Here is a 20,659-nt window from a genome sequence, read left to right on the forward strand (position 1 = left end):
TTGATGGAAAACGAAAAAATTGTAGTGCGCGAGACAACGGTTGATCAAGCAATCAGCAAAGGGTTAGCTCAACTAAATTTAGGCAGCCATGAAGTAGACATCAAAATCATTTCTGAAGGGAAAAAGGGACTTTTCGGTTTTGGCCAAAAGGACGCTGAGGTGGAATTAACACCTAAAGTGCTCCCGGAAATGGATGAACCAGGTGACATTGCTATTTTTGAAAATGAGGAACGTGCCAATCATCTTGCTGAAAACCCGGAAACTGAAGCTCCTGTAACCCAAGAGGACAACTATGATTATTCTGATACGTTGGAATATGCTGATGAAGATGAAGATGAAGAAGAGGAAGATTTCGATGAAGAACCTGCTTCTGAATCCTCACGCCAAGAAGCTATTTCAAGTGTTAGCGATTATTTAACAAAAACTGTTGAAGTTTATGGTGCACCTGCCGAAGTGACAGCAGAAGTAAAACATAATATCATCACTTTCCAGATCGATACCAACAAACCAGGTTTAGTCATAGGTAAACATGGAAAAATTATTAATGCGTTACAAATATTGGCACAAACTATTTTCCAACAACATGAACGCAGTCGCGTGTCTGTTGTGGTTAATGTGGGAGATTACCGGGAACGCCGGGCGAGCATCCTGGAAAACATTGCGGATCGTACAGCGGAACGTGTACTGCGTACAAAGCAACCAGTCTTCCTTGAACCGTTACCAGCTTTCGAACGGAAACAAATCCATGCTTATTTAAGCAAAAACAAACGTATTTCAACTCACTCTGAGGGTAAAGAACCACATCGTTACCTCGTAGTAGAAATATCAGAATAAAATTTTCAAAAAGCTATCTCTTCGTTTTGGAAGAGATAGCTTTTTTATTTGGGAAACAATAAACTGGTATTAAAAGGGAGGAGTTCACTGATGGAGAAAATGAAGTTAACCGCAAAAGATAGTTTGGGCATTTCTATTGCCATCTATGCGGTGGATGATCCTATTGGGGTGGTACAAATTATTCATGGATCAAAGGAGCATAAGGGCCGCTATGCCGATTTTTGTAGCTACTTGCAAAAAGAAGGTTTTGCGGTTGTTATAGCTGATATTCGTGGCCATGGTGAATCCATTAACGAAGCAAATCCATTTGGTTTCATGGATGGTCCAGATCGGGTCATCGAAGACCAATTATTGGTAACTGATTTTATTAAAAAACGCTATCCAGAAAAAGAAATTTATTTGTTTGGACACTCATTAGGGTCCCTGTTTGCCCGTATTTATATTCAAAATCATGACCATCTCATTTCCAAGCTGGTCATGACAGGAACGGTTAACTACGTGTATGGTGTAGAAATTGCTGAGATGTATGGCCGGTTATTGACGCGCTTGCGTGGTAAGGATGGCGACAGTCTCCTGATTCGTCTTATAAAAAAAATTCAGGGAGAAGAAGCAATGACATGGGTAAGTGTAAATAAAGATAATCTCATGGCAATCAAGAACGATCCAATGATAGTCAAGGAATATGCTAATATTTCTCTCTTAACCATCATCCAAGCAGACAGAATGATGCATCTAGAATCAATGTTTGAATGTAAAAATCCTGCTTTAAAAATACTGAGTCTGACCGGGGATGGCGATCCAGTGACGGGAAGAGATCGTGGATTGAGTGAATCACTCACGTTTTTGAAAAAGGTCGGTTATAAATATATAACAAAGATGGTTTATCATGGAATGAATCACGAAGTGCTGAATGAAGAAAATAATGGCTTGGTTTACAAGGATATTGTACGTTTTTTAAAAAAGTAGACAAAGAAGTTTTTTAATGATATTCTAATTTTAATTGAAAAAAGAGGTAGCAATGTAAAAAAGTAATCAATGGGAGAAGGCATTCAATGATCATTGATGAAAGGTAATCATTGCCGAACGATGCAGATTGGCAAATTTCCATCGTGGGGGTATAGGAAATACTTATATCACTCCTACTTGAAAAGTAGAGGCGCTGAGAAATTGTTACATCCACTGTAAAAATTTAGAAGGCGCCAGAAATGGCGTCTTTTTTGTACAAAAAAACCAGTATTCAGGAGGAAAATAAATGAAAGAACTCGTTATCGAAGGTATGACGGCGGGCGAATTGGTAGCTCAGTACGGGACACCACTTTACGTTTACGACCAAGCGAAACTTGAAAACAACTTGGAAGCTTATACGCAAAACTTTAAATCAGATTTATTTCAAACAAAGATACTCTATGCATCGAAAGCTTTCCAGACCATCGGAATGTTGGATTTGATTGCTAACTATGGTTTAGGCGTGGACGTTGTTAGTGGCGGTGAATTATATACGGCACTACAATCAGATGTGCCAGTTGAAAAAATTCATTTTCACGGAAATAATAAAACAACCGAAGAACTCCGTATGGCTTTTGAAAGTGGCATCGTGCATATTGTTGCTGACAACGTGATGGAGCTGGAAGAAATTGCGGAATTGGCGGAAGAATACCAACGAGCAGTCACTATTCAAATTCGATTGAATGTCGGCATTGAAGCGCATACGCATGAATATATCGTGACAACACATATTGATTCAAAATTCGGGATCGCCTTTGGTAGTGAAGATTATCAAGCTTGTCTGGCTATCTTTGAAAAGAGTGATTATCTTCATTTGGAAGGTTTCCATGTTCATATCGGCTCTCAAATTTTTGAAATGGATGCTTGGTATGCCGCCATCGATAAAATGCTTGGCTATTTGGCAACGTTCGATTATCCGATGACTCTCAACTTGGGCGGAGGCTTTGGCGTGCGTTACACAGATGAAGATCAACCCATGCCTATTAAAGAAAATATGGAACAGATTTTATCTTATTTAGAGGGGAAATTACAGGAAACTGGCGTTACGATCAATGAAGTAGTGATTGAGCCTGGTCGCAGTTTAGTAGCAGAAGCCGGGATTACCCTTTATGAAATTGGTTATCAAAAACAAACACCCAATAAGCATTATTATTTTGTGGACGGTGGAATGGGGGATAACATCCGACCAAGCTTGTACCAGGCAAAATATGCCTGTGATGTTGCCAATAAACTAGATGCAGAAAAAACAGAATTAGTGACGGTAGCAGGAAAATACTGCGAATCCGGTGATGTTTTGATTCATGATGTCCATTTACCACCTGTTGAAAAAGGCGATGTGTTGGTGGTTTATTCAACCGGAGCGTATGGTTACTCGATGAGCAGTAACTATAACCGCAATCCGACGCCAGCCGTCGTTTTCGTAAAAGATGGTAAAGCGAGAGAAATTGTTAAGCGACAAACCTTGGCAGATTTAATCAGGAATGATGTAAAAAACGGAGGCGAGTGGAAATGATTGAAGGATCGATGGTTGCATTGGTTACCCCAATGAATGAAGATGGTAGCATCAATTATACGAAGACGGCAGAATTGCTGGAATGGCATATTCAAAGCGGGACGGACGGTATCGTTATTTTGGGTACGACCGGAGAAGCTTCAACAATGACCTTTGAAGAGGAAAAAGAATTGCTCGCCTTCTGTAACGAGAAAATTGCCAAACGCGTGCCGATGATAGTGGGTAGCGGCAGCAATAGCACCGCCACGGCGATTTCCAACAGCCAGGCTTTTACGGCATTGGGAGCCGATTATCTGTTGGTGGTCACCCCGTATTACAATAAAGCAAACGATGCTGGCATGATCCGTCATTTTGAGATGGTGGCCGACAGTGTGGATGTGCCGATTATCATGTACAACATCCCGGGTCGTACGGGCTGCAGCATTGCGCCAGAAGTGGTGGGCAAACTGGCCCAGCACCCGAATATCGTGGGGCTCAAGGAAGCGTCCGGTGATATCAGTTATGTGATGAACGTTGCCCAATACGTGAGCGCTGATTTTGCGCTTTACAGCGGCAACGACGATATGATTATACCGTTATTGAGTGCCGGTGGAACGGGAGTCATCAGTGTCTGGGCAAACATCATGCCGAAAACGGTCCATGATATGGTCCGCCTGTATTTGGATGGAAAAACAGGAGAGGCGTTGGCAATTCAATTGAAATATCTGGAACTCATCCACTCCCTGTTCTATGATGTTAATCCGATTCCAGTCAAATATGCCATGAACTGGATGGGCTGGGATGTCGGTTCCTTGCGCATGCCACTTGGGGAAATGGAAGAGGCCGCCTACCAACGGATGGTAAAAGTTTTGGAGCGGTTTGAGGAGGAATTGCGTTGAAAATTGGACTAGTAGGTTATGGCGCCATGGGTAGGGTCGTGGAACAATGTGTCGATTCAAAAGATGAATTAATTATTTTTGCACCAGAAAAAGATTCAACTTTGACAAGTGAAAGTGAGAAAGTGGATGTGTTGATCGATTTCTCAAATCCACGTGCATTGGATGCGATTTTAGCCTATGTGAAAGAAAATAACGTACCATTAGTCGTTGCGGCTACGGGGCATAGTGAGGAGCAGCTGGCGCAAATACAGGAGCTTTCTGAAACCGTTCCGGTACTTAAAAGTGCAAACTTCAGCTTGGGTGTGATTTTGGTAAACCGGATGTTACGGGATTATTCACCCATATTGAAAGATTTCTTTGATATTGAAATCATCGAAAAACATCACCGGTTGAAAGAGGATGCTCCTTCCGGTACGGCAAAAATGTTCGCGGACACCATCAATGAGACGTTAAATTATGACTTCATTTATGGACGCGAAGGCAGCAGCAAACGACAGGATAAGGAAATTGGCGTGCATGCTGTTCGGGGCGGTTCAATCGTTGGTGAACATGAGGCGATTTTTGCCGGCCAGGATGAAGTGATTTCGATTAAACACGAAGCATTCTCTAAAAAAATATTTGCCAATGGTGCCTTGAACGGTGCCAAGTGGTTGGCGGATAAAGCTCCGGGTATGTATGACATGGAAGATGTCTTATTTGGATAATTAAAAAAGACGAATCACAGTTATCGAGCTGCGATTCGTCTTTTATTGTGTGAGTTTAGTTTCAAAACGTTTGGTGGTGCGGCATTTAGGAATTTATGAAGCCCCGAACGCCGCATTTTCGGAAAAAATGCGGCGTTCCCATCCAAAATATTTTCTAAAAGCCGCAATTTAGCGAAAAGTGCGACGTTCCCGAAAAAAATACTTCAGGAACGCCGCACTAGCTGTTAAATTTTACGTTTTTCCAAAATCCCCAGCGCTAATCCCATGGCCAAACCCTTAAATATTCCGATGAAAGCCGGGGCAAAGATGACCCATCCATTCGGTCCAAAGGTGTCTTCAAAGAAGTTCATAAAGCTACTGCCATAAATCGGCAAATAGTCATAAAGAAAACCACCTATCAGGAATACAACAGCCCCAATAGTTGCAAATAAAATGGCCCCTCGCAGTTTTCCAATAATACCACCGAAGATGAGACCCATCACGATTCCCATAATCATATAACTGATATAACGAGGAACTGGGAGACTAAGCCCAATGAAGGAGCCTAAAAAATAAGAAATAAAAGTTGCAATAATCGCAGCGATCACTACTTTCCAAATTTTGAAACGATCGCGGACGAAGAAACCAAGAATTAATCCCCAAATCGTACCTTCAACAATTGAACCAAGAGGTAATTCAAATTGTGTCAAGATAAGCCCATTGACCACTCCAGCAATAGTAAAAGCCAGTATTCCCATGAGTGCCAGAAACAAGATGTGTTTATTATCGCGTTTCATTTCCATGACACTGACCTCCAATCTAATCAAGCCATGCGTTATTCCTCACACCTATTATATCACGGTACGGTTCCTGACTAGGTGTGGTTAGCTTAAATGTATAGCAACAGATTCACCCATTATCGTTCTTCTCTGTCGTTTTTATTCAAAAACCTAACCATCAAAAATTTAATTGACATTAGATAGATGGAAGTCTATATTTTAGATAGAAGAACATCTATGTAGAATGAAACAAGATTATAAATCAGGAAGAAGGAAAACGAAATGAAACAATTCACTATTTATGAACCAGCGATGTGTTGTAGTACAGGGGTGTGTGGCCCTTCTATCGACGAAAACTTGATACTGTTTACCTCAGCGATGGAGGCACTCAATTCTGTCAAGGATTTAGAGGCTGTAAGATATAATTTATCCAATAACCCGCAAGCCTTTGTTGCGAATGAAAAAGTGAGCGCACTCTTGCAAGAAAGAGGCGCTTCAGCCTTGCCGATTACGGTCCTTGACAACGAAATCAAAAAAGTGGGCGAGTATCCTTCATTAGATGAAATCACCGCCTATACGGGGATTGTATTTGTGAAGACTGGCCAAGAAGGAAGTTGTTGCGGTGGAGACGCCGGCTCATCCTGTTGTTAAGAAGAACTTTTTTGGGAGATGAAAAAAATGGAAATGTATCAACCTAAAGACCATATTTTAACAAAATATTTGTTTTTTACCGGTAAAGGGGGCGTAGGTAAAACATCTACGGCTTGTGCTACTGCAATAAGCCTAGCAGATAGTGGAAAAACTGTCATGCTGGTCAGCACAGATCCAGCAAGTAATCTACAGGATGTGTTTGGACGCGAATTGGATAACAAAGGAACAGCTCTTGAAGAAATACCAGGATTAGTTGTAGCAAACTTTGATCCGATTACAGCTGCTCAAGAATATATGGAGTCCGTTGTCGGACCCTATCGAGGTCTGCTTCCTGAATCAGCAATTGCCAACATGGAGGAGCAACTTATGGGTTCATGTACGGTTGAAATTGCTTCTTTTAACGAGTTTGCTGGTTTTCTGACCAACCCACAAGTAGAAGAAAAATTTGATTATATTATTTTTGATACGGCACCAACAGGCCATACTTTACGGATGCTTCAGTTGCCTTCTGCCTGGAACGATTTTTTGGATGAAAATACCACGGGAACTTCCTGCATGGGTCAGCTTTCTGGACTAGGGGATAAAAAAGAAAGTTATGAACAGGCCGTAAAAACGCTGGCAGATAGTACGAAAACAACGCTGCTATTGGTCACCCGTGCACAAGAGGGTCCGATTCTGGAAGCAAACCGCGCTTCCAAAGAGTTGGGCGAATTAGGGATTAAAAACCAAAAATTAATTGTAAATGGTTTGTTGGAACGTGCCACGGATTTCGTTTCTCAAAAGTATGCGGATGATCAAGAAAAGGTGCTCCAAAGCATGCCAAAACATTTACGCCAATGCCCTGCTTTGAAGATTCCGCTTCGTGCTTACAATTTAACCGGAATCGATAATTTACGAAATTTATTAAAAGATCACCAAGAAGTTCCCGCTGTAAAAGAATCACAAGCGGAAAAATACCCACGTTTACAAACAATCATTGATGACTTGGCTGATTCCCATAAGCGTGTTATTTTTACGATGGGGAAAGGTGGGGTTGGAAAAACAACTATAGCTGCGACCATTGCATTGGGATTGGCCGAAAAAGGGAAAAAAGTTCACTTGGCCACAACTGATCCTGCTGCCCACTTGGACTTTATCATTCAAGAATCCAATCAAATCAAAATGAGTCATATCGATGAAAAATTGGAACTAAAAAAATATACCGAGGAAGTCTTAAGTAAGGCGCGTCAAACCATGTCAGGTGAAGACCTCGCTTACGTGGAAGAAGATTTACGTTCACCATGTACGCAAGAAATCGCCGTCTTTAGAAGATTTGCTGATATTGTTGCAACGGTAGATGCAGATGTAGTTGTCATTGATACTGCTCCGACCGGGCATACGCTATTGTTACTCGATTCTTCTCAAAGTTATGCGAAAGAAGTAGAACGCTCATCAGGTGAAGTTCCAGAATCAGTGGTGAACTTGCTTCCTGTGTTACAAGACCCTGAACAGACAGAAGTAGTGATGGTGACTTTACCGGAAAACACACCGGTATACGAATCTCTTCGTTTGCGAGACGATTTGGACCGTGCGCAAATAGCTCACACTTGGTGGGTCGTCAATAATAGCATGCTTTCTAGTGGAACTACTAACGACTTACTATTGGCTCGTTCCCAGAATGAACGCGAATGGATTGAGCGGGTTGCTGAAACATCCAACAATCACTTTGCAGTAGTGGAGTGGAGCCCTGTTGAATTAAAAGGAAAAACATTAACAACAATTTTATAATGTTATTAAAAAGGAGGAAGCTCATTGAATTATGAAGAATATGCAAAGGCTATGAAGGCCTTATCTGACCCAAATCGTGTTAAGATATTGGATTTACTTTCTTGTGGTTCGCTTTGCGCGTGTGATGTATTGGAACATTTTGATTTTACCCAACCCACCTTATCGCACCATATCAAAGTATTGGTAGAAGCTGGGTTTGTTACTACAGAAAAAAAAGGCCTGTGGCACAACTATTCAATCAATCAAGAAAATGCTGATGCCTTAATACAAAATACGATGGCCTTGTTACAAAGCACGGAAAGATGTGTGTGCGCAACCGAAAGAACGGTAGAAAGGATGTCAAGTGATGAAAAAGTTAGCACTCTATGAAACAGCCTTATGTTGTAGCACAGGCGTTTGTGGCCCTTCCGTTGATGATAATCTTATCCGGATTACTGCTGTCATGCAGCAAGTCAAGAAAACCGACGGCGTCATGATGGTTCGATATAATTTGGCCCAAAATCCGAATGCTTTCATCCGGAATGAACAAGTGAGACAAATGCTACAGGACAAGGGAGCGGACTGTCTCCCAATCACCGTTGTGGAAGAGCAAATTGTCCACTTCGGGAGCTATCCGACCAACGAAGAAATCGAAGCGTTCTTAGCTATCGAACTCCATGAAGAAGTAAATTAAATAATGAAAAGAGGGTAATAGATGAAAATTATTATTATTGGTTCGGTTGCAGCGGGGACATCAGTGGCTGCCAAGGCACGAAGAAATACAGAAGAAGCTGAAATTGTTGTATACGATCAAGGTAAAGATATCTCCTATTCAGTTTGTGGCATCCCTTACCAAATTGGTGGGGAAGTAGAGACTATTGAACAATTGACGCCACGTAATGTGGCCTGGTTCAAGAAACGTTATGAAGTAGACATCTTCACAGAACACCGCGTAACCCGCGTAGACCATGATAATAAGACGCTTGAAATTACCGATTTAGCGGCTGGTGAAACGAAAAAAGATCATTATGATGTGTTGGTGTTGGCTACGGGCGCATCGCCAGTTACACCACCTCCATTTGATCAAAATGAATACGATAATGTTTTCCAAGTACGTAATATCCAGGATAATCGTGATATTTCAGCTTTCCTTTCTTTGAATCAACCAAAAAGAGCCCTTGTAGTGGGGTCTGGCTTTATCGGTTTGGAACTAACTGAGCAGTTGGTACATAAAGGTTTGGAAGTAACGCTTGTTGAAATGCAGAATCAAGTGATGCCCCCGATGGATGCGGACATGGCATTTCGTGTTGAGGAACAGTTAGAAGCTAATGGGGTTCATCTTCTACTTGGCGACACCGTCAAGAGTATTGAAGGCGAAGGTACAGCCAAACGCGTAGTTACTTCAAAAGGCGAAAGTTTGGAAGCAGATGTTGTCTTCCTTTCCGTCGGCGTTCGCCCGAACACAGAACTGGCTAAACAGATTGGTGTGGAAATCGGTGCTACTGGCGCTGTGAAAGTGAATAAAAAAATGCAGACGAATGTTCCTGATGTCTACGCTGTCGGGGATGTAGCAGAAAGTTTCTCTGTTATTACCGGAAACCCGATTTACCGTCCGCTTGGTTCAACGGCGAATAAAATGGGTAGGATTGCTGGGGATGTCATCACAGGTGGCAACTTGGAGCATCGTGGTGTGCTGGGAACAGGGATTTTCCGTATCTTTGATTGGCATGTAGGCCAAACAGGGCTGACTGAAAAAGAAGCAGTCAAAGAAGGCTTTGACTTTGAGGTTCTATACAATATTAAACCGGCTCATGCCGAATATTTAGGTGGTAAGGAAATGACCATCAAAGCATTGGCTGACAAGAAAGACGGACGCATCCTGGGTGCTCAGGTAATTGGTAAGGGCGGCGTGGATAAACGCGTTGATGTGATTGCAACTGCAATTACGTTTGGTGCCAAAGCAGAAGATTTATTCCATCTGGACTTAGCTTATGCACCGCCATTTGCGACAACAAAAGATCCTGTTCTTTATACGGGCATGGCTCTTGATAATGCGTTACACGGCAATCCTTTAATCACGCCTGAAAAATTAATTGAAAAAAGCAATGAAGAAAAGAGCCTTCAAATTATTGATACGCGCTCCAAGAAAGATTTTGAGAAATCGCACGTCGAAGGCGCGGTTCATATTCCTCTGGGAGAGTTACGCCAACGTGCCGATGAGTTGGATAAATCACGTCCGACCGTGACTTATTGCAACAAAGGGGTAACCGGAAATGCAGCGCAAAATGTACTCTTGAACCTTGGCTTTACGGAAGTTTATAACCTTTCCGGTGGAAATAAAAACTATCAAAGTTATATCAAGATGCTAAATAAATAAAAAAAACGCCATCAGCTAAAAAAGCTGATGGCGTCTTTCTATTTACTCTACTTTATCAGGAATAACCTTCATTAACATGATGGTCAAGAATACCATCAAACCAACCAAAATTAGTTTGACCCAATAAATCGGGGCAGCCCAAACGGAAATACCCATTAAAAAATATATGTTAAATAGGATTTGCCATTTCTTGCGACGGGGAATAGATTTTGTTTTGGCATAGTCTGCAACGTAAAAGTTATAAATTTTCGTTTTTTGTAACCAGACATGAAACCGACTGGAGCTATTGGCAAAACAATAACCAGCCAACAACAAAAAGGGCGTTGTCGGTAAGACGGGAATAATCGCCCCAATGCTTCCTAAACCGAAAGAAATGAGTCCTATAGTAAGTAGGAATGTACGTTTAATTGTAATTCACCCTTTTTATGAAAAAAATTGGCGTAACAGGTTCATGGTTAGTGGTGCGATGACGACAGTAACAATACCGGTAATGACAATTGCCAAACTGGACATGGCCCCTTCAACTTCACCGATTTCAATCGCTTTTGAAGTTCCCATTGCATGAGCACCCGCACCCATACCAATACCTTGAGCAACCGGATCATCAATTTTAAATATTTGAAAAAGACGCGGACCAACTAAAGCCCCAAAAATCCCTGTTAAGACAACAAGGGCAACCGTTAGGGAAGCAATCCCCCCGAGTGACTCTGAAATCCCAACCGCAATGGCGGTTGTGATTGATTTTGGCAGCAGGGTTGCAACCATGGTTTGATCAAGTCGGAATAACAAAGCCAAGGTAATAATCAAGAACGAATGAATAAGAACGCCTAAAAAAATACCGGTGATGATCGCAGGATAATATTTTTTCAAATAAATAATGTTTCTCTCCAACCGAATTGCTAAAGCAACCGTAGCTGGCGTAATAAACATGGTCAAAAATTTCCCGCCAATATCAAAGTTCTCGAATGGAATATCGAGTGTCATTAACAGAATGATAATAGTAACAAAACCAAAAAGCAAAGGAGTAAAGATAACGATTGGCCATTTTCTATAGAGTTTGTCCCCAAGTAAGTACATTGCAAATGTCAGCAAAATACCAAATAGAGGTGTAGTCGTTAATAAATCGATCATTCTTTATCACCTCGTGTTTTCAATTTGATAAATTGGACTATTTTTCCAACTGAAACCATCATAATGATGGTCGTAATAAATGTGATAACCAATAATTGCCACCAGTAGTCTGCCAATAGATCGAAATTTGTCATCAAGGCAACTCCGGCAGGTACGAAGAAAAGAGCCATATTTGAAGTAAGCCAATTCCCTACTTCTTCTACTTGTTCCATTTTCAACCATCCGTAATGCAGGACGATGAATAATAAAATCATCCCAATCACACTACCAGGTATAGGAAAGGGTAACAAGGCGGAAATGAACTCCCCGATAAATGAGAACAAGAGAATCCAGAATAACTGTTTGAAAATTTTCATGTGTGCGCCACCCCAAAATTTAATATGTAAATATTATCACAAACTTGATAATAAAGCATTACTTGGTACCGTTTTAAAAATGAACTTTATTTAAAATGTTATAATATGAGAAAATCCCAAGACCTTATAAATAGATTTGGAGTGACTTTAATGAAAAAACTACTACTCATTCTTGTTGGATTATTCCTTGTATTAAGTGGATTATATATTTTTATGCAGCCTCAATCATTTGTCGCTGAGGTTAGGGTTAAAGCCGATTATGAAGCGGTTATGACAGAAGATGTTGCTTATTTATACTTCGGGCGCGATACTTGCTCTTATTGCCGGGAATTCGAGCCGTTGATGAATGAAGCTATCCAAGAAACGGGAACGAAAGTCTATAAATATGATACGGATAAACATAAGAATGACGGTGATTTCCAGGATATTTTGGATGCGAATGAAGTCAAAACAGTTCCCAAACTGGTCCGCTTGGAAAAGGGCGTCGTGACAGACTATGTTGATCACACGCATACGCAAGCGCAGATCACTGCTTTGTTAACAGAAAACTAAAAGAACTCAGAAAAAGCCAAATTAGCTTTTTCTGAGTTCTTTTTGATTACTCATATGCGAAAACACCTTTGAGTAATCACTTCTTGTCCTAAAGTGATTACTCGAGCAGAAAAACCTCGTTGAGTAATCACTTTTTTGGAAAAATGATTACTCGGAGCGCTAAACATGCCCTGAGTAATCACCTTTAAAATCACAACTGACGATATGGTCGTTTACCATTCCGATAGCCTGCATATAGGAATAAATGATGACGGGACCCACGAACTTGAACCCGCGTTTCTTCAAGTCTTTGCTGATTATCTGGGATATTTCCGTTTGAGCAGGAACTTCGGATTCATGTTCCCAGTCATTATTGATTGGTCCTGAAAATGACCAAATGTAGGCGGAAAAGCTACCGAATTCTTCTTGTATGGCCTGAACCGCAAGCGCGTTCGAACGCACGGAGCGTATTTTAAGTTTATTTTTTACGATATCAGAATTTACCCGTATTTCTTCCAAATCAGAATCGGAAAGCTCAGCACATTCTTCAATTGAGAAGTTATGAAAAGCCTCCCGATACGCCTCACGTTTATTAATGATTAATTGCCACGAAAGACCAGCTTGGGCTCCTTCCAAAGTCAGCATCTCAAATAAGTACCGATCATCATGGTTCTCAACACACCATTCGTTATCGTGATAAGCTTGCATGCGTGTATCTTCTCCTGCCCAGCTACAACGTTTTATCATGGAAACACCTCCTTTTACTCGGCACTATAACATAATTGTGGCCTTCGTATCTCATGAAAAACAATAGAAATATAATTCAATAATTATATTAAACTTATTATCATTATAACCGATATAAATAAAGGTACGTAATTAAATATCTGGATAGGAAGTGTTAAAGATTGGAAACTACAGGATTGAAGAAACATAGGAATCGTTGAATTAATAATCACAAATAGTTTTAAACAGCCTTAAGTTTTGGTGTAACTTACCGATAAAAAAGCTATTGTAAAAAATGGAAAAATAGGAGTGAATCGTTTGGATTTATCAAAGCAAGGGACTAGTAGTGAATTAAAAGAAAAGAAAAAATGGGTTTCTCAACAAAATGGAAAGGTAAATTTAAATCATTCTCTGAGGACAGGAAAGTTTTCATATAACAATTTAAATATCAAGCAACGCTTGTTGTTAATATTCTCCATTATTATGCTCTTTATGACGAGCATTGGTCTAAGTAACCTCTATTCCTTCCAAAAGGTTTACAGCGATGTCGATGAAATGGTGGCGGGTGATATCACAACCATGAAAATCTATGACAATGTTAATTATTATTCCGCACGTCGTTTAGCAGCGGTCCGTGGCTACTTTTTAACAAGCAAAAAAAGTTATGTTGATCAAATTGAGAAGTATACCGATTTACTTAATATCGAAATTAATAAGATATTAGGAAAAGGAGTATCTAAAGAAGTCGAAAAGACTTTTGAAGATTTTTTCTTGCTTGATATTATGCTTGAAGAACAAATTAAATCCGTAATGGAAGGCGGAAATCGTGGAGAAGCACTCAGAGTAGTGAACAGTTACTACAATCCTGAAATTGAGCAATTGACAGAAAATATCCTAACTTATTCAAGCACACAAGCCGATCGGGCAAAAGCAAAAACACAAGATGTTTTATCACAAATTAAATCCAGTATCATAATGATGATAATCATGCTTGTCATTGCTTTTATTTTGAGTGTGATTTTAATTATCATTTTTGCTAATAGTCTTACTAGACCCATAATAAATATCATGAATCGATTGAAATCCATTTCAGAAGGAATCTTAGGTCAAAAACCATTGGAAGTTCCTGGAAAAGGTGAAATATCTGAATTGACGAAGACAACAAATGAACTTCAAGAACGATTCACGAATATGATTACAAACATTTCCGGAGCTGCCGTTGAATTAGCACAACATAGTGAGGAATTATCCCAATCTTCCAATGAAGTAAAGACTGGTGCTGAACAAGTAGCCATGACAATGCAGGAATTGGCGATTGGAACAGAAAACCAAGCACATACAGCCAGCCAAATGGCGACAAACATGGAACAGTTCGGAACCGATTTTGAAAATGCTTCGAAAACCGCTACTGAAATTGGTCATGCATCTAAACAAGTTGTGTCTTTATCTCACCAAGGAAAAGATTTAATGGATTCATCCAGCCAACAAATGGGGCGTATCAATGAAATCGTCCAAGAATCAGTGGGGATGATGACTGCTTTAGATAAGAGTACACAAGAAATCAATAAACTAGTAGTCATTATTCGGGGCATAGCAGATCAGACAAATCTATTGGCGCTTAACGCGGCAATCGAGGCAGCACGTGCCGGTGAACATGGTCGTGGCTTTGCGGTGGTAGCGGATGAAGTTCGTAAATTGTCTGAACAAGTAGGGGATTCGGTGAAAGAAATCACCGGATTTGTAGAAAACATTCAGAAAGAATCCACTTATGTAGCTAGTTCTTTAGCAGAAGGCTCGTCAGAAGCTAAAGCAGGCCTGGAGAGTATTATTGAAACACGGACGACATTCGACCAAATTTCCCAATCACTAGACCGTATGGTGGAAGAAATAGAAACCATCAACAAAGATATTCTTAACTTGTCCGAAACAAGTGGGGAAATGGGACATGCTATTTCAGAAATCGCTTCTGTTTCCGAAGAGTCTGCTGCTGGTGTAGAAGAAACTTCTGCTGCATCTCAAGAAATTACAAGTACCATGGAAGAAGTAGCTGCTAATGCTAACCAAATTGCCGAACAAGCAGAAATGCTGAACGGAATGGTGGCACAATTTAAACTGTAAGTATTCCAATCTAGGAAAGAGGGATGGCATGACAAAGTTTATAAATTTTATTTGTAACGAACAACATTTTGCCCTTTCGATTGATGGTGTCGAAAAAATATTGCTTTATGACAATCCAACAATTATTCCCGATACATCAGATTACATTAGCGGTTTTCAATCTTATAATGAAGCACCGCTGATACTTATTGATATGAAAAAGCGATTATTTAAAGAAAAATTGCAACCCAATGAACAATCAAAAGTCATTGTTACGAATTGGAAAGGCAATAAAATTGGACTTATCGTTGAACAAATAACGACTGTGAGAGAATATCCCCAAATAGATACGGACGTTTCAGAAAATGAAAATGCTAAAACAGCCTATTTAGTTGGAACTTTTCAGGAAAATGCTGTCATCACTCTGCATATCGATGTGGAGAAGTTGTTTACCTCAGAAGGCGAACAAGAAATAGTGGGACTAATTGAAAAGCAAAGGAGCTAATGGGGATGGAAAACAGCGTCAAGGTTGGAATTGGTGAATATAAATCTTCTCGCTCCCCGCAATCATTGGTAACTATTGCTTTGGGATCATGTGTTGGCATTGCACTATTTGAGTCACAAACACAAGTAGGCGGTTTGAGTCACATTATGCTGCCGGACAGCACAGCTTTTCATGGCGAAAAAAAACCAGGGAAATTTGCTGATTTGGCTATCCCGTCATTAATCGAAGAGATGCGATTGTTGGGAGCAAGGGGCAATATGACCGCTAAAATCGCTGGTGGTGCAAGCATGTTTAAAGGTAAAAAAACATCTTCTCAAATGCAAATTGGTCAACGGAATATCGAAGCGGTAAAAAGAATTTTACTGGAACTGGATATTCCTATTTTAGGAGAGCACACGGGTGATCATATTGGTCGTTCGATGCTGTTTGACCTTGAGAAGCAAACGGTTCTTATTCGTACTGCGAACCGCGATTACATTGGTTTATAAAAGAGGTGGATGGGATGGCAGTACGTATTTTAGTCGTTGATGATTCAGCATTTATGCGAAAAATATTATCGGCGCAGATTAATAGTATTGACGGCTTCGAAGTTGTTGCTACGGCTGTAAACGGCGAAACGGCTTTACAGAAATTGGCTATCTATCAACCAGATGCCATTACCCTGGATGTCGAAATGCCCGGAATGAATGGACTGGAGACCGTAAGACGTATCCGCGAGAAGAGTGATGTTCCTGTATTTATGTTGAGTTCCTTGCAAGGAAAGGATATCACGATTCAAGCTCTGGAATCAGGCGCAACAGATTTTATCGAAAAACCAAAAAATCTCAGAGAAAATCCTGATTCTTTCAAAAAAGAGCTTGCTTCTCATATTCGTGCGATTTTTCAAAAAAAAGAATCACAAACAGAACCTATCAGGCCCATTAAAAAAGTATGTATAGATAATAAACGCTTTAAAGCAGTCGTCATAGGTGCTTCAACGGGTGGACCAAGAGCCCTCCTGGAAGTGATAAGCAAACTGCCAAAAGATTTAGCTGTTCCTGTATTCATTGTTCAACATATGCCCGAAGGTTTTACCAACTCTTTTGCACAGCGTCTGAATCAGAATGGACCCGTTCCAGTAAAGGAAGCAGAGCAAGGTGAAAAAATCATTCCCGGAACGGTCTATCTGGCACCGGGAAACTATCATATGTCGCTTGCTAACGATGAAATCGTACTGACCCAATCAAAAAAAGTAAATGGTGTCCGGCCGGCAGTTGATATTCTATTCCATTCTGCTGCCTATAAATACAACAAGCAATTATTGGCAATTATCATGACCGGCATGGGTAAAGATGGCACGTTAGGAATGGAAGTAGTGAAAGCTAAAGGTGGATGCACAGTCGCTCAAAATGAAGCCAGCTGTGTCGTTTACGGTATGCCAGGTAATGCTGTAAAAGCGGGCGTAGTAGATGTCATTTCTGATTTAGATGAGATGACGAAAATACTGAATGACATTGAAAGGTGAGTTTATGACACAACAATTTGAAGCATTTTACGACTGGTCCAAACGGGAACTGAATTTACAATTGGATGGTTATAAACAAAAACAACTGCAAAGACGTATCAGCACTGTGATGAAGAAAAGCGGAGCCAAAGATTTAAAAGAGTATGCCCTGTCCATTAAAAAAAATGCGGAAATAAGGCAGGAGTTTCTTGATTACATCACCATTAACGTCACTGAGTTCTATCGCAATGCCCAAATTTTTGCTGAATTCGAGCAAATTTTGTTAGAAAGAGTGGCTCCTAAATACCCAGACTTAAAGATATGGAGTGCAGCTTGTTCGACCGGAGCAGAGGCATATTCAGTTGCGATGGTCTTGAAAAATAATAACCTGCACCACCGCAGTAAAATTATTGGGTCTGATATCGATGCGACGATTATTCGAAAGGCTCGTGATGGGGTTTACCGCGATGCGGAAGTAAAAAATGTTCCCATGGGTGATCTTAAAAAAAATTTTTCAGTTGATGAAAAAAAATACTATCTGAATTCCGAAATAAAGGATTTAGTCCAATTCAAAAAGCACGACCTTATCCAGGATCGCTATGAAAAAGGCCATCATGCGATTATTTGCCGCAATGTCACGATTTATTTTAATGACGAAGTAAAAGAAGCGATCTATCAGAATATTAGCGATGCATTAGTTCAGGGCGGAATCTTCTTTATAGGTGCAACGGAAACCATTTATAATCCTAAAAAGTACGGATTCAAAAAAATAGGTTCTTTTATTTATGAGAAAGTTGAATAGGGGGGACAAAGTTGGACGATAACAGCCAGTACTTAGAATTATTTTTCGAAGAAACAGATGAACATTTACTGAAACTGAATGAATTGGTTTTGGAATTCGAGAAAGATGCGACTGATACACAAATCCTGAATGATATATTCCGTTCTGCCCACACCTTAAAAGGCATGGCAGGAACCATGGGCTTTGAGAAAATGACGGAAGTCACACATAAACTGGAAAATGTCTTTTCAATCCTGAAAGAAGAAAAATTGATAGCGGATGAAGAGATAATCAATGTCGTATTCAATAGCCTAGATGCATTAGCAGAAATTGTTGAAAATATTCGAAATGAAGTTGAAGAAGGTGATTATTCGCAAATCCTGACGGTCTGTGACCGTATTGTAGCGCGAGCGGATGGTAAAGCAGAAGGAATACAAATAAAAGTAAGCCAACCTGATTTTTTTGCGTTAGATGAATCAGACTGGAGTATAATAGCGGCTGCTCAAGCAAGCAATTACAACACTTTCCAAATTACAGTAACAATTGAAGAGGATAGCATGATGGTGAATGCTCGTGCTTTTCTTGTCATCAACAAATTGGAAGAGGTTGGGGAAGTCATGAAGACTGATCCCGTTTCGGAAATATTGGAAGCAGGAGACTTTGGTCGTACCTTTCAACTTCTGTATATCACGGAACGCGACCAACAAACGGTATCTGACATCATCAATGAACAAAGTGAAGTTGAAGCAGTTGAAGTTATGACAATTGGAGAAAGACGACAAGACGAGCTGGCTGTCATCGAATCAACTGCAGAGGTAAACAAGAAAGAAAAAACAACCATGATAAATGGGCACAACCATAATCAGTCTGTGCGCGTTGATTTAGAAAAATTGGATTCGTTTATGAGCCTTGTTTCCGAATTGATTATCTATCGCACACAATTGGAAGATATCAGTGAAAAAACTAACAATAAAAAGATGCAAGAAACCTTAAGTTATGTTTCACGTGTAACAAATCAACTGCAAAACTTAGTTCTAAACATTCGTATGCAACCGTTACAAACCGTCACAAATCGTTTCCCACGCGTCGTTCGTGATTTGAGTAACGACTCCGGAAAACCGATGGAATTGGTGATTGAGGGTGATGATACAGAGTTAGATAGAACAATTGTCTCGGAATTAAATGAGCCTTTGATTCACCTGATTCGCAATAGTGCCGATCATGGCATTGAGTCGCCGGAAATTCGTCGGGCTTTGGGTAAACCAGAAAAAGGAACCATCAAAATTTCAGCATATCAAGAAGGAAATCGTGTCTTTATTACGGTTTCAGATGATGGCAAAGGGCTGGATGCCGAAGCAATTAAGCAAAGCGCCGAGAAAAAAGGAATCGCCACAGCAGGATTATCTCCAAAAGAAATTCAAGAACTTATTTTCCATCCCGGTTTTTCAACAGCTGAAAAAGTAACGAAAATTTCCGGCCGTGGTGTCGGGATGGACGTTGTGAAGACGAAAATCCAGGAATTAGGTGGCATGATTGATATCAAGAGTGAACCAAGTGTCGGGACATCCTTCCGCTTGAGTTTGCCGTTGACGTTATCAATCATTCCTGCTCTACTGGTCCAAGTTGAAGCGCACACTTTTGCGATTCCCTTGAGTGTCATTAACAAAGTCATTCACACCAACCCGGATGATATTAAAGCGATTCATGGTGGCGAAGTATTGCTTGAAAATGATAAGACTATCCCAGTTATTCGTTTGGAAAACCATCTAAATATTTCTCGGGATCACCGCCAAGATGAGCACCTGGTCCTTGTGACGATTGATGGCAACGAATATGGGCTTTCCGTGAATGCCATCATTGGCCAGCAAGAAATTGTCATTAAAGAATTAGGCGAAGAATTCGAGGAACAAACGGATTACCTCGGTGCCACAATCATGGGAGATGGCAGTATCGTCCTTATCTTAAACGTGACTGCGATTTGTATGGAAAGGAAAACAATAGCGCATGTCTAATACCTTTACTGAAATGGAAATAGACATTATGAAGGAAATCATCAATATTGGTGGTGGGAATGTCGCAACGAGTATTTCTAACATGTTCGGAAAAAAAGTTCATATGGAGCTGCCGTTTATAACACAAATGACTTATGATGAAATATTTGCCTCTATCATGCCGGCTGAAGAAATCGTGAAGGCTGTGCAAATGGAAGTTGATGGCGCCATCAAAGGACAATTTTTATTATTATTGGATGAAGAAGGCCTCATTAAATTTAATCGTGAACATGAAAAATTGATTCAGGATAACGAAGAGCTCGCCAATTCAGCAGTATGCGAACTGGCAAACATCTTGGTGAATCAATTTATACAGGCGATTGTAAAACTATTTGATGTTCCAATGAGTGCTTCTGTACCCTATTTAACCGAGGATATGTTTGGCTCGCTGTTAAGTAGCGCCTATATGGAAGAGTTTCAATATGACGATTATGTCTGGATATTCAAAAATGAATACTGGATTGAGGATGAGAAGTGGGATTCTTCCTTTATTTTGTACCTCAAGCAGGGGTTTTGGAAAAATTCTTAAATT

Annotated in this window: 23 protein-coding genes and 1 riboswitch; of the genes, 18 read left to right on the plus strand and 5 right to left on the minus strand. The window is 40.3% G+C overall.

Features of this window, described 5'->3' with window-relative positions; translation table 11 throughout:
• Positions 1 to 3 precede the first annotated feature (3 nt).
• From jag to dapB, 5 genes are all read left to right on the plus strand, one after another.
• Positions 4 to 834 carry an RNA-binding cell elongation regulator Jag/EloR gene (jag, locus tag ACTVAI_RS09135; protein ID WP_443486481.1) on the plus strand — a complete coding sequence of 277 codons (831 nt, stop codon included), beginning with the start codon at positions 4 to 6 and terminating at the stop codon, positions 832 to 834.
• A gap of 90 nt (positions 835 to 924) precedes the next feature.
• The gene (locus ACTVAI_RS09140; protein WP_443474153.1) at positions 925 to 1,800 is read left to right on the plus strand and encodes an alpha/beta fold hydrolase; all 876 of its coding nucleotides are present in this window, start codon (positions 925 to 927) and stop codon (positions 1,798 to 1,800) included.
• A gap of 33 nt (positions 1,801 to 1,833) precedes the next feature.
• Positions 1,834 to 2,000, plus strand: a riboswitch (Lysine riboswitch).
• A gap of 86 nt (positions 2,001 to 2,086) precedes the next feature.
• On the plus strand, positions 2,087 to 3,352 hold the full coding sequence (lysA, locus tag ACTVAI_RS09145) for a diaminopimelate decarboxylase (RefSeq protein ID WP_443486482.1): 1,266 nt from the start codon (positions 2,087 to 2,089) through the stop codon (positions 3,350 to 3,352).
• A complete protein-coding gene (gene dapA / locus ACTVAI_RS09150) occupies positions 3,349 to 4,230 on the plus strand; it encodes a 4-hydroxy-tetrahydrodipicolinate synthase (protein WP_443474155.1) in 882 nt (293 codons plus the stop codon). The genes lysA and dapA overlap by 4 nt, the downstream gene beginning before the upstream one ends.
• The gene (dapB, locus tag ACTVAI_RS09155) at positions 4,227 to 4,934 is read left to right on the plus strand and encodes a 4-hydroxy-tetrahydrodipicolinate reductase (protein WP_443474156.1); all 708 of its coding nucleotides are present in this window, start codon (positions 4,227 to 4,229) and stop codon (positions 4,932 to 4,934) included. Before dapA ends, dapB begins: the two co-directional genes overlap by 4 nt.
• A 224-nt stretch (positions 4,935 to 5,158) precedes the next feature.
• Here the strand turns inward: dapB and ACTVAI_RS09160 are convergent, their stop codons facing one another.
• The gene (locus tag ACTVAI_RS09160; RefSeq protein ID WP_443486483.1) at positions 5,159 to 5,716 is read right to left on the minus strand and encodes a hypothetical protein; all 558 of its coding nucleotides are present in this window, start codon (positions 5,714 to 5,716) and stop codon (positions 5,159 to 5,161) included.
• A 258-nt stretch (positions 5,717 to 5,974) separates the two neighbouring features.
• Here ACTVAI_RS09160 and arsD (ACTVAI_RS09165) point away from each other — a divergent pair, with 258 nt between their 5' ends.
• Genes arsD (ACTVAI_RS09165) through ACTVAI_RS09185 form a run of 5 tightly spaced genes read left to right on the plus strand, consistent with a single transcriptional unit; the run spans position 5,975 to position 10,466 of the window.
• Positions 5,975 to 6,343, plus strand: a complete 369-nt coding sequence (gene arsD / locus ACTVAI_RS09165) for an arsenite efflux transporter metallochaperone ArsD (protein ID WP_443474158.1) — start codon at positions 5,975 to 5,977, stop codon at positions 6,341 to 6,343.
• A 27-nt stretch (positions 6,344 to 6,370) separates the two neighbouring features.
• Complete coding sequence (arsA, locus tag ACTVAI_RS09170) at positions 6,371 to 8,110, plus strand: arsenical pump-driving ATPase (protein WP_443474159.1); 1,740 nt, start codon at positions 6,371 to 6,373, stop codon at positions 8,108 to 8,110.
• Positions 8,111 to 8,134: 24 nt separating this feature from the next.
• Positions 8,135 to 8,479, plus strand: coding sequence for an ArsR/SmtB family transcription factor (locus tag ACTVAI_RS09175; protein ID WP_443474160.1), 345 nt, complete (start codon positions 8,135 to 8,137; stop codon positions 8,477 to 8,479).
• Entirely contained in the window at positions 8,457 to 8,783 is a 327-nt protein-coding gene (gene arsD, locus ACTVAI_RS09180) for an arsenite efflux transporter metallochaperone ArsD (RefSeq protein ID WP_443474161.1), read from the plus strand. Before ACTVAI_RS09175 ends, arsD (ACTVAI_RS09180) begins: the two co-directional genes overlap by 23 nt.
• A gap of 21 nt (positions 8,784 to 8,804) precedes the next feature.
• Positions 8,805 to 10,466 (plus strand): FAD-dependent oxidoreductase, encoded by a 1,662-nt coding sequence (locus ACTVAI_RS09185; protein WP_443486484.1) that lies wholly within the window; start codon positions 8,805 to 8,807, stop codon positions 10,464 to 10,466.
• A 42-nt stretch (positions 10,467 to 10,508) separates the two neighbouring features.
• Here ACTVAI_RS09185 and ACTVAI_RS09190 read toward each other — a convergent pair whose 3' ends face one another.
• The 3 genes from ACTVAI_RS09190 to ACTVAI_RS09200 are packed head-to-tail and all read right to left on the minus strand — an operon-like array spanning position 10,509 to position 11,953.
• Positions 10,509 to 10,874, minus strand: a complete 366-nt coding sequence (locus ACTVAI_RS09190; protein ID WP_443474216.1) for a YbaN family protein — start codon at positions 10,872 to 10,874, stop codon at positions 10,509 to 10,511.
• A gap of 15 nt (positions 10,875 to 10,889) precedes the next feature.
• Positions 10,890 to 11,597, minus strand: coding sequence for an LrgB family protein (locus ACTVAI_RS09195; RefSeq protein ID WP_443474163.1), 708 nt, complete (start codon positions 11,595 to 11,597; stop codon positions 10,890 to 10,892).
• Positions 11,594 to 11,953 (minus strand): CidA/LrgA family protein, encoded by a 360-nt coding sequence (locus ACTVAI_RS09200; protein WP_443474164.1) that lies wholly within the window; start codon positions 11,951 to 11,953, stop codon positions 11,594 to 11,596. Before ACTVAI_RS09200 ends, ACTVAI_RS09195 begins: the two co-directional genes overlap by 4 nt.
• A gap of 150 nt (positions 11,954 to 12,103) precedes the next feature.
• On the opposite strand from ACTVAI_RS09200, the gene ACTVAI_RS09205 reads away from it, so the two are divergent.
• On the plus strand, positions 12,104 to 12,505 hold the full coding sequence (locus tag ACTVAI_RS09205; protein WP_443474165.1) for a thioredoxin family protein: 402 nt from the start codon (positions 12,104 to 12,106) through the stop codon (positions 12,503 to 12,505).
• Between the two features lie 159 nt (positions 12,506 to 12,664).
• Here ACTVAI_RS09205 and ACTVAI_RS09210 read toward each other — a convergent pair whose 3' ends face one another.
• Positions 12,665 to 13,228, minus strand: a complete 564-nt coding sequence (locus ACTVAI_RS09210; protein WP_443474217.1) for a DNA-3-methyladenine glycosylase I — start codon at positions 13,226 to 13,228, stop codon at positions 12,665 to 12,667.
• A gap of 300 nt (positions 13,229 to 13,528) precedes the next feature.
• Here ACTVAI_RS09210 and ACTVAI_RS09215 point away from each other — a divergent pair, with 300 nt between their 5' ends.
• Genes ACTVAI_RS09215 through ACTVAI_RS09245 form a run of 7 tightly spaced genes read left to right on the plus strand, consistent with a single transcriptional unit; the run spans position 13,529 to position 20,656 of the window.
• The gene (locus tag ACTVAI_RS09215) at positions 13,529 to 15,328 is read left to right on the plus strand and encodes a methyl-accepting chemotaxis protein (RefSeq protein WP_443486485.1); all 1,800 of its coding nucleotides are present in this window, start codon (positions 13,529 to 13,531) and stop codon (positions 15,326 to 15,328) included.
• Between the two features lie 28 nt (positions 15,329 to 15,356).
• The gene (locus tag ACTVAI_RS09220; protein WP_443486486.1) at positions 15,357 to 15,812 is read left to right on the plus strand and encodes a chemotaxis protein CheW; all 456 of its coding nucleotides are present in this window, start codon (positions 15,357 to 15,359) and stop codon (positions 15,810 to 15,812) included.
• Positions 15,813 to 15,817: 5 nt separating this feature from the next.
• Complete coding sequence (locus ACTVAI_RS09225) at positions 15,818 to 16,300, plus strand: chemotaxis protein CheD (RefSeq protein ID WP_443474168.1); 483 nt, start codon at positions 15,818 to 15,820, stop codon at positions 16,298 to 16,300.
• A gap of 14 nt (positions 16,301 to 16,314) precedes the next feature.
• The gene (locus ACTVAI_RS09230; RefSeq protein ID WP_443486487.1) at positions 16,315 to 17,316 is read left to right on the plus strand and encodes a protein-glutamate methylesterase/protein-glutamine glutaminase; all 1,002 of its coding nucleotides are present in this window, start codon (positions 16,315 to 16,317) and stop codon (positions 17,314 to 17,316) included.
• A 4-nt stretch (positions 17,317 to 17,320) separates the two neighbouring features.
• Positions 17,321 to 18,097, plus strand: coding sequence for a CheR family methyltransferase (locus tag ACTVAI_RS09235; RefSeq protein ID WP_443474170.1), 777 nt, complete (start codon positions 17,321 to 17,323; stop codon positions 18,095 to 18,097).
• Positions 18,098 to 18,108: 11 nt separating this feature from the next.
• Entirely contained in the window at positions 18,109 to 20,088 is a 1,980-nt protein-coding gene (locus tag ACTVAI_RS09240) for a chemotaxis protein CheW (RefSeq protein ID WP_443474171.1), read from the plus strand.
• Positions 20,081 to 20,656, plus strand: a complete 576-nt coding sequence (locus tag ACTVAI_RS09245) for a chemotaxis protein CheC (protein WP_443474172.1) — start codon at positions 20,081 to 20,083, stop codon at positions 20,654 to 20,656. Before ACTVAI_RS09240 ends, ACTVAI_RS09245 begins: the two co-directional genes overlap by 8 nt.
• Positions 20,657 to 20,659: the final 3 nt, after the last annotated feature.

The sequence above is a fragment of the Jeotgalibaca sp. A127 genome (assembly GCF_052266745.1).
Classification (GTDB): Bacteria; Bacillota; Bacilli; order Lactobacillales; family Aerococcaceae; genus Jeotgalibaca.